Source organism: Aphanothece stagnina RSMan2012, from assembly GCF_046764815.1.
In the GTDB taxonomy this organism is placed as follows: domain Bacteria; phylum Cyanobacteriota; class Cyanobacteriia; order PCC-6307; family Cyanobiaceae; genus NIES-981.
The window spans coordinates 1-8976 of the sequence record NZ_JBKOUC010000046.1 but is presented as its reverse complement, the minus strand read 5'-3'; the positions used below and the strand labels follow the sequence as shown (position 1 = coordinate 8976).

The following is an 8976-nucleotide window of genomic DNA, read 5'->3' as shown; positions in this document are numbered from 1 at the left end:
ACCATGCCCCATTCTCGCCTCCAGATCCATTGCAGTCACTGGGTTCTGGGCAGATTCAGCGGTGGCTGGGGAAAGGGGGCGTGCGGGCTTATGCGCGACACGCTTCTAGTGTCCCGTCCCGGAGATTTGCGAGCAAAGTCGCTGGAGCTTCTCGAGGATTGAATCCGCCGTGGCGGTCCAGCTGAACGGCGCCTTGGTCTTGTTGTAGGCGGCCACGAACTGCTCGACTTTGGCGATCAGTTCCTTGACGCTGGAAAAGCTGCCCCGCCGGATCGCTCGCTGCGTGATGATCCCGAACCAGCGCTCCACCTGGTTGAGCCAGGAGGCGTAGGTGGGTGTGTAGTGGACGTGGAAGCGGGGCCGCTGCGCCAGCCAGGCACGGACCTTGGCGTGCTTGTGGGTGCAGTAGTTGTCCACGATCAGGTGCACGTCCAGGTCATCCGGCACTGATTTCTCGATCTGGCGCAGGAAGCCCAGGAACTCCTGGTGCCGGTGACGTGGCCTGCACTGCGTGAACACCTCACCGGTGGCCACCTCATGGGCGGCGAAAAGGGTGGTGGTGCCGTGGCGGATGTAGTCATGCGTCACCCCCTCCACGTATCCCAGGCCCATGGGCAGCAGGGGCTGGGTGCGGTCCAGGGCCTGGATCTGGGTCTTCTCGTCGACGCAGAGCACCATCGCCTTGTCCGGCGGGTTCAGGTAGAGGCCAACGATGTCCCTGACCTTCTCCACAAAGAACGGATCGGTGGAGAGCTTGTAGCCGTCAGGCTTCCGCGGAGCGGTAGTGCTTCTGCCGGTGCGGCTGCACCGAGAAGGTCTGCAGCCAGCGGTGCACGGTGGTCTTGGAGATGCCCGTCGCCGCTGCCAGGGAGCGGGCACTCCATTGGGTGCTGCCGTCGGGCGGCCTGGTCTGCAGGGCCCGGTTGATCACCTCGGCCACCGTGTCGTCCTCGTAGGTGCGCGGGCGGCCAGGACGCAGCTCGTCGTGCAGGCCTTCCAACCCCTGGTCCCGATAGCGCTTGCGCCACTTGCCGACGGTCATGCCGCTCAGGCCCATCCGATTGGCGATGGCTGTATTGGTTTCGCCAGCACCACAGGCCAGCACGATCTGTCCTGGGGGCAGCGAGGCGTACACCGGCTGATTGCAGGTGAGCAGGATCAGCCGGCTTTCCTCCTCGCTCAGGCGGTGAGCGACATGGCGGGGGCTGCCTTTACGCCGGTCCTCACCGTCCCCATCACCCAGGAAGGCACGCCGCCAGCGCTTGAGGGTGCGCAGGGAAATGCCGATCTCCCCGCAGGCAGCGCTGAGGGTGGCGCCGCTGGCCTTGGCCTCACCGATCAGCTCGATCGCCTTCTGCCGGTGCGCGGCAATCGTCAGCCTTCCGCGTCCTCCAAGCAGAAGGCCTCCCACTTTTTTCGCAGCACCAGCAGCGCTGCCGCCTCCGCCAGGGCCTTCTCCTTGCGCTGCAGCTCCTTCTTGAGGGCCTTGATCTCTCGCTGGTCCTGGGCGCGGAGCCTCTCCAGCTCCTTCTGTTCGGCCATCGACAGCAACGGCGCGGCGTTGGCATCGGTGGCTGCCTGACGCCAGCGGCTCACCTGCTCAGGGAAGAGACCCCGCTCCCGGCAGTAGGCGCCGAGCTCGGTGTCGTTGAGGCCAGCGGTCTTGAGCACCACCGTGAACTTGTCGGCAGCGCTCCACCCTTCTGGCTCCTTCTCGGATGCGGGCACCACCTCTCCCTGCAGACGCCAGGTCTTCCTCCAGTTGTAGAGGGTCACCAGATGGATGCCCAGCTCCTCGGAAATCCGCGCCACGCTCTCCCGCTGCGGCGGGCTCATCCGCCGTTTCACATCAGCCTTGACAGCCTCGCTGTAACGACGCATTGATCTTCTCCATCTCTTCTCCATCAAGGCCCCGGGTGTGAAGTTGAGAAGGGTGCCATCTTTCCTGAAAGCGGGGGTGGGCCGACACACAGGCATGGAACAGCTCCCAAAAGAGACACTTCATATTCTAGTGGCTATTTCCGGGCCGGCAGACTAGGATCTACCGCAGTCAAAGCTCATAACAGCATCATCCTAGCCCAACGCCTTGGCCGACATCAGCCTAATCAGATCAGCACTTCGCAGAAACTCGCGCCTATCAAAGTCATCAACGATTAAGCTAGCATGGTGGAGAACAAAGGCATCAAAGGCATGCGAGGATAGTTTATTTCTACGATGGAACAGCTCTCCGAGCGAGAGAGGATGAGCCTCAACGATCGCAGGCGTATCTGCAGAGGATCGAAGCGTCATAACAATAGAAGCGGCAAATAGCTCCAGCCCAGGCAACCTAACTACGCGCTCACCACGCAATTCCAAACCAGCGCCTACAACCTTATAGCTAAACTCAATAAAAACATGGCGCAAAGTAGCGGCGTCAACAGATGGGCGAAAAGAGACATCAATTCGACTCCCAACAGAACGGGACAAAGAAACGCTTCCATCAACATAGACCCGCCAAGACAGGTCAAAGCACTTATCCGGAAGCCGATAGTCCAGATCAATAGAGATACTTGAGACCGTTGATGGAATGTAAAAACATAGCGCGGCCCCTTGCTCCTTCGAGCACACAGAGTGCCGACCCAACTCCCAAAAGCCAAATAGATAGGCCCTAGACTCCTGACAGGAAGAATTGAATCGGATCTTTCTCGAGGACGCAATCACAGGAGCGAACGATACTAAAGCGCGGGCGTCATCAACGCAGTTAATGATAGCCTGAGCAGCGTCAGTCCACTTAGGAGGATCATAAGAGCTGCGAACATAGTTCTCCCATGCATCAAGGAGATCCGGATTCAGTATATAGATAGAGATGGTCTCGGCCCATTCTCTTGGATTACAAGGATCTAAGAGAATGGAATGATATGGTGCAACTTCTTTCAGCGATGAGGCACTGGAAACAAGGCATAGCTTTGCATGCAGCACAGCCTCCGCGACAGGCATTCCCCATCCCTCATAAAGGGAAGGATTCAAGCACATTGATGCATGAGAATATAGCCATTGCAGTTCGTTATCATAAATCCCCTCCAACAGGAAAAGCTTCTTATTGAAAAGATTATGGTGGAGCAGTTGAGACACAAAGTAATCAGAGTTCCAGCCACGCTTGCCTACCATCACCAATGACGGACACTCAGATCCGAGCTCATCAAACAAGATCTCCCAGCACGACAACAGCATTAAATGATTTTTTCTGATGTCAATCGCATTAACACATAGAATAAATTTTCCGTCGCCAATTGCGGAAATAAATGACTCGAGTAGTTGCTTAGAGGCATCGTTGGAGGGAGGCAATGCGCCTCTGCCAAGATTATCCGCGCCTTGAGTGATCCTGAAAATAGGAGGACATATACATTGCTCAGCAGTGCAGAATCGAAGAAGATCTTGCGTGGTCTGGTCGGATATAGATATGATCTTGCTGCAGAAAGGAATTATACGTCGAGCGTTCTGAATAAACTCTGTTGATTCAGCTCCATACCACCAGTGCTTGACGTATTGAATAATATCATGAACCATAAGAATAAGTCGGAGGTTATATTTGGAAACCAGTTGGACTATGTGCTCCACATAGCGCCCATTCCTTATCCACGCCCCTCCAAAGACTAGATAAGTAGAACCATGCTTAATGGTAGACTTAACATACGCATCGCAGCATTGTCCTACTGCTTGCCCTCCTGTCAAGTCCTTGATATATTGTGATAGGTTAAGGGCAGCAAAGTCATCTCTATCAACAACTTGAAAGGCGTGGTTGGATCCATTCCAACAGATAAGATTGATCGAAGTGGTAAGCCCAAGAAGAGATGTTGTAATTATATGCTCTACTCTTGCTATCCCCGACGGGGTCCCTTTGTTGTTGCATAGGGTTGTAAGGTCAACTAATAGATTTCCTCTGCTAGGACTAATTGCACGGTGACGGCTAAGTCTTTGGGTTAATTGCCATAAAGATGCGTGGCCAGCCTCGTGATTGGCCAATGCCATGTCATATGCTTTTAGCGTTTGCTTGGCATGTAATGACCAAGACATTGCATAATGACTTCGCCTAGGATTGTCAGATAAAAACGAAGTGCCTACATTGAGAATTCTTTTTATATAGTCAGTGAGGCCTGAGAGATCGACAGGCTCTAGGTAATCGACGTCGTCACCAAAACATTCTATATTCGGCGCCGTCAAGGTAATCAAGACTCTAGCAGAATATTGGTACGCTTCTAAAGTGGCTAGAGATATCCCTTCTGCAAAGCTTAACTGAACGTAGCATGCACATTCTTGATATGCAGATCGCAACAGTGGTGAGTTATTGTCGAGATAACCAATCTCTATGACATTCTGGGGATTTGAGAAGACAGCTTCGCAGTATCCTTTAGGCCCACCTCTTGAGCCTACAAGAGCCACTCTAGCTATAATGCCGGCATGATTAATTTCCTTGATAGCTCTCGCAAGAATGAGTTGGTTCTTGCGTGACTCTATCCGCCCAACACAAAGAATAAACGGCGTACGAATATTAAAATGTTCAGAGAATGAGGGCTGACTGCACCTGTCATGAGTGGGTTCGTTGATCTCGCAGAGGAGAGGGAGCGGATTCCGAATAATGCTAGTCTTTGCTCGAAAGTCTTCACTTGTTATACTTAGAAGGCACTCTCGCTCATGCTCGGTAAGACATATTACGTGATCTGACATCAGCAGCATGCTATGAACATGTTCTCGATAGTCTATTGCCAGTATATCTCTGAGATTTTGATCGCGTAGAGTAGAATAGCTTTCGGCCGCCTCAAGAGTTATCTGATCAGGGTCTTTTTCTGATATAAGGAGCTTGGAAAATTCGCCCGCGGCATACATTGTATACCTCAAGTCTAAGAAGATTGAACTCAGTACGACGGGTAGTCCATTGGCTTTTGCCTCAAGGATACACTGAATCGCAGAAGATGGTGGCCAGATGTTAAATACATGCACGACATCATCATTGGCGTTCTCCAGTAGATGGGACCAATAGATACTCTTAACCTCGTGTCCATACATCTTGAGAGTGGTAGCGAGTCTTGGCACACGGACACTCGGGCCTCCCTTGTCGGTATTTTCACTTCCATGCCGTATTAATGAGATTGAGAGACTTTTCTTACGACTAGGACCGAATAAGGTCTCATCAGATTTAATTAGCTGAGAGAAGATAGCTAGATGCTCATTACCCCAACGCTCCCATGTTAGATCATGTGTTGACTTGGAAAGTCGTAGTTTCTTGCGATGCAAGCGGAAGAGCAGGTTCTTAAGTGATTGTGAATCACCATTCTTAAATGTAATGACTGGAAATTTGTTGGCCCAGCCGACGTCCGAACAAATTACACTAGTCCCTGTTGCCAAAGATTCTGGGATACACATTGGGCCGGCTTCATAGAGTGATGGCACTAAGATATAGTCCATATCTCTATAGAAGTCTGGAAGCATAGATGTAGGAAGGTGTGTTGCCTGACCCGGCCAGCCATCCCCTGTAAAGTAGAACTTTACGAAATCTAGGTTTATCAAGTCACGAACTATATCTTCTCCCTTTCTGCCCGTATTATACGTGCGGCCGCAAACACCGATACGTAGTATTGGTGTAAAACTGGCATGATCTATGCCAGGGCTTAGGCATGAGCACTTAATATCAACCTCTGACCTCAAGCGTTTTAAATACCTTTCCCCATGTAGTATCGCATAGTCCATATCTCTGGCAACATCAAAGAATCTCTGCCTTGTCATCTCATGCCCCAAGGCATCTTCTACATGAGTAAAGTACCCAACTTGAATTCTAGACTTCCGCTGAGTATATGATCCATAAGTCATGTAATAGATAAGGTCATACTCGCCATAAGCAATATGCCGCACAGTATTGCCCCCAATGTCCAATTTTATGTCCATGTCAGAGGCATGGCTAACAGACGATGATTTAATAGCTTGGGCAAGCTTTTCAAGAATCCATCCACTGTCTGATGTGACGATAAGAACTTTGGCTGTCATTGGAGTGGGGCCATGTGACTTGATTAACTTTAACAGGGGCCTATGTATTAATCTTGATATGGCATCATTCTGTCGCCTGAACGTCTCTAATGCCTTAAATATATATCAACGCGTAGTAGAGCTTCGCTCTGTAGTTCGACCAATACTGTTGAACGCACCTGATATGTACTAGCCTTAGAATGCCCTCATTCCGCCAACAGTGTTCTACAGTACTTGAGCGGGATCAAGCTCGGCTTCAAATGGAAATGAGAAGGACTGCAGTAAGGATTCCCTAAGATTTCTACTGTTGTCAACTACAAAGCTGCATTGGTTGGGCCATGGTATTCCTCTCATGTCAATCTCGGGTGACAATTCTTGATGGAAATGGCTTTCGAGTGCATTTTTAAGAATAAGTGGACCACGATAGGGGAATCCGCTTTTTCTATACGCAATGGCAAGTCCGATGTCATCAAGTATTAGCTTGAAAGGATATTCAAGGTGATCAGTTATTTCCATGTTCCACAAGTCAAGTGTTGGAAATGGATGCCTATGGTCAGCATCAATATATACAAAGTTTACTTTTGGAATCTCCTGGATAACATCTTTCACGGTTCCGATGTGCAAGTAAAACGCCTGATGGTGGAGCGCAAGTGCACCAGTGGGGAAGTTCTTGTCGCGGTAGAATCGTGTATTTATGTCAACTCCATGGTGCTCAGGGCTGCCACCTTTGATGATAGCATTTGACCCAATTCCAGATGCAACACCAATCTCAATAGACTTTGATATCGACCATGTACTAGCCTCCCATTCAAGAAATGAAGCCATCTCGTCATTGATTCCTCCAGATTTTAAGATTTGAATCTGTTCTTTGGAAAACCCAAAAGGTGTTGATGTCATGAAAGTAAGGTGCTGGCTGCATGTAAGACTTTATATATATCTTTGAGTCTCAATTGCAAATGGCATGATGTTGCTAGAGTTTTTGATTGGATATCATGCAAGCTGTTAAGAGTTAATCACAAGTGCGATCATAGGCACATGCGCTTGTACATATGATCACCCGGCTTACTTAATGGAACGGCCTATGGCTGTATTGAGTTCTGAACTGGCTTAACTTATCCTCACTGAAGGCTGCAATTATATTGGGATATTTACGACGCAAAATGTGGTTATACATAACAATATAGCTGTCACTAGTGTCATGTAGATTCATGTAGGACTTGCCCTCCACTGCAAGAAGTATCGGGAAGATAGATCTAAGCTCATCGAGAAAGTCGGGCACAGATGTTCGTTGAAAGGCATTTAGACACCAGTGATTAAGTTCAAGAACAACTGTAGGCTTGTTACGCTGGATCGTATACTTCCCTCCACGCAGAACAGATGCCTCAAATCCTTCTACATCAATCTTAATAAAGTCTACAGCAGGAATATTTAGTGAGCTGCATATACTATCCATCGTTTCGATATTAATCGCCTCGGTGACATGTCCAACACTTGCCAAGGTTTGATTAGAGACAAAGCCTCCGGATCTATTTGTAGGGCTAAATGTCAATGGGTATTCTCCGGCTTTATCACCAAGCCCAATATTGACGAGATGTACGTTAGTTGCGCCAGATCTTTCAATATTTTTACGCAGAAAAGAAAAGGTGGTTTTTGATGGCTCAAATGCATAGACATCCCGAGCCAATGTACTGAACAGCAATGAAGTGCAACCTATATTGGCTCCTACATCAATAGCAGTAATCGAGTCAGTAGCAAGTGCTTTGAAAAGGCCAACCATATCCGGCTCAAACTCGCCAGATATATGATCTAAGTAATTGTCATCAGATGACACGAGGTGGCTTACCCCTCCAATGTCAACAATTACGTCTCTTTCTTGTGGCATAAGAACCTTTCAGCAGGCTTAAGGCAAGAGTATAGGCCAAAGAATGTCATGAGAGCTGTTCAAAGCCAAACCCTCAATGCTTCCATTGCTAACCCAGCTCGTCAAAGGATGGGCACTTTTGTAGGTGGCCGCAACATATTCGCATGACGCGTGACATGGTCTGCGGAAGCTGAACCGAATCTTTTAAGAATTTCTCAAGCGGCCAGCTTTTGGGCAGGAGAAGCACTGTGAGTCGCAAGGGCCACGCCCAACTCTGCCAAGATGGAAGATGCCCCCTCTAAATCTCGGCCCCTTCCACCACCAGCGGCCCTTATGAAACCGTTCGAAGCGTCCATACAGCGAGGCCGTCAAGGCTGATGTCAGCCTGCGAATGAGCCGACCCCCACCCCCAAAGCGTGGCAGAGATCACCCAAGGTCTGGGCATCCAAATGACCACCCTCTACAAGTGCCGGAATGTCTGGCGTATGTAGGGGGAGGTCAGGGCTGAGACAGGGTTACTTCGAGCTTGTCACAGGTCGCCTTGCAGTGGCTGTCTACATGGGTTGGGTAGGCTGAATCGCCTCCTCTCTGTGGCCGACAGTGCCTCCTCGGAAATCACTCTCGACCTGATCATCTACCTGAGGTCGATTCTAGATGCGCGGATGCGGCGCTGGGTTCGGTTTCCGGCTTGCTATCTGCCGCTGGTGGCGGTGGTCGGAATCCTCAGTGGCTGCCAGAGCCTGCGTGATCTAGATGTTCTGTCTCAGCAGGTGGTCAGTGACGAATGAGGTGTGAGGCCGCTACGGGTTGAGGTGCGACCCACCAACCCAGACCTCACGCCTCCATGCATAGCCATCCCAATGCCCGTCTGACTCAGAAGGGCCGCCTCCGGCTCGTGAGCCAGCACCTGGAGCAAGGCCGCAGCCTCCGTGAGCTGGCCACCGAGAACGGGATCAGTCTGCGCTGCGCCTACCGCTGGCTGGCTCGTTACCGCTCAGGTGGTCCAGTGGGCTTCCCCCGGTTTTGAGGACAAGTCGTTAGGGGTCACGCCATGACCACCAGACTGTCTATCGATGACCAACCCCACCAGAACCCGGCGCCGGTTTACGCCGCAGCAG

6 protein-coding genes and 1 pseudogene are annotated in these 8976 nt (G+C 50.6%); 2 read left to right on the top strand and 5 right to left on the bottom strand.

Translation table 11 applies throughout. The features are described from left to right. Positions 1 to 105: 105 nt before the first annotated feature. The 5 genes and pseudogenes from ACLNEE_RS16300 to ACLNEE_RS16280 all read right to left on the bottom strand — a co-directional run bounded on the left by ACLNEE_RS16300 (position 106) and on the right by ACLNEE_RS16280 (position 7828). A pseudogene (locus tag ACLNEE_RS16300) lies at positions 106 to 1243 on the bottom strand (IS630 family transposase). A gap of 131 nt (positions 1244 to 1374) precedes the next feature. Further along, positions 1375 to 1881, bottom strand: coding sequence for a transposase (locus ACLNEE_RS16295; RefSeq protein WP_411424518.1), 507 nt, complete (start codon positions 1879 to 1881; stop codon positions 1375 to 1377). 192 nt (positions 1882 to 2073) lie between these two features. Beyond that, positions 2074 to 6018 carry a glycosyltransferase gene (locus ACLNEE_RS16290; RefSeq protein WP_411424519.1) on the bottom strand — a complete coding sequence of 1315 codons (3945 nt, stop codon included), beginning with the start codon at positions 6016 to 6018 and terminating at the stop codon, positions 2074 to 2076. Positions 6019 to 6222: 204 nt separating this feature from the next. After that, complete coding sequence (locus ACLNEE_RS16285; RefSeq protein WP_411424520.1) at positions 6223 to 6894, bottom strand: class I SAM-dependent methyltransferase; 672 nt, start codon at positions 6892 to 6894, stop codon at positions 6223 to 6225. Positions 6895 to 7063: 169 nt separating this feature from the next. Further along, complete coding sequence (locus ACLNEE_RS16280) at positions 7064 to 7828, bottom strand: FkbM family methyltransferase (protein WP_411424521.1); 765 nt, start codon at positions 7826 to 7828, stop codon at positions 7064 to 7066. Between the two features lie 620 nt (positions 7829 to 8448). Between ACLNEE_RS16280 and ACLNEE_RS16275 the strand changes: the two genes are divergently transcribed. Continuing rightward, positions 8449 to 8646 carry a hypothetical protein gene (locus ACLNEE_RS16275; protein WP_411424522.1) on the top strand — a complete coding sequence of 66 codons (198 nt, stop codon included), beginning with the start codon at positions 8449 to 8451 and terminating at the stop codon, positions 8644 to 8646. 56 nt (positions 8647 to 8702) lie between these two features. Next, positions 8703 to 8885: a leucine zipper domain-containing protein gene (locus ACLNEE_RS16270; RefSeq protein WP_411424523.1), complete on the top strand. Its 183-nt coding sequence runs from the start codon at positions 8703 to 8705 to the stop codon at positions 8883 to 8885. The last annotated feature ends 91 nt before the right edge of the window (positions 8886 to 8976 follow it).

What these genes read in the sequence shown, in the direction of transcription:
- ACLNEE_RS16295 (WP_411424518.1), bottom strand. Translation starts at nt 1,881, where the DNA reads ATGCGTCGTTACAGCGAGGCTGTCAAGGCTGATGTGAAACGGCGGATG.
- ACLNEE_RS16290 (WP_411424519.1), bottom strand. Translation starts at nt 6,018, where the DNA reads ATGACAGCCAAAGTTCTTATCGTCACATCAGACAGTGGATGGATTCTT.
- ACLNEE_RS16285 (WP_411424520.1), bottom strand. Translation starts at nt 6,894, where the DNA reads ATGACATCAACACCTTTTGGGTTTTCCAAAGAACAGATTCAAATCTTA.
- ACLNEE_RS16270 (WP_411424523.1), top strand. Translation starts at nt 8,703, where the DNA reads ATGCATAGCCATCCCAATGCCCGTCTGACTCAGAAGGGCCGCCTCCGG.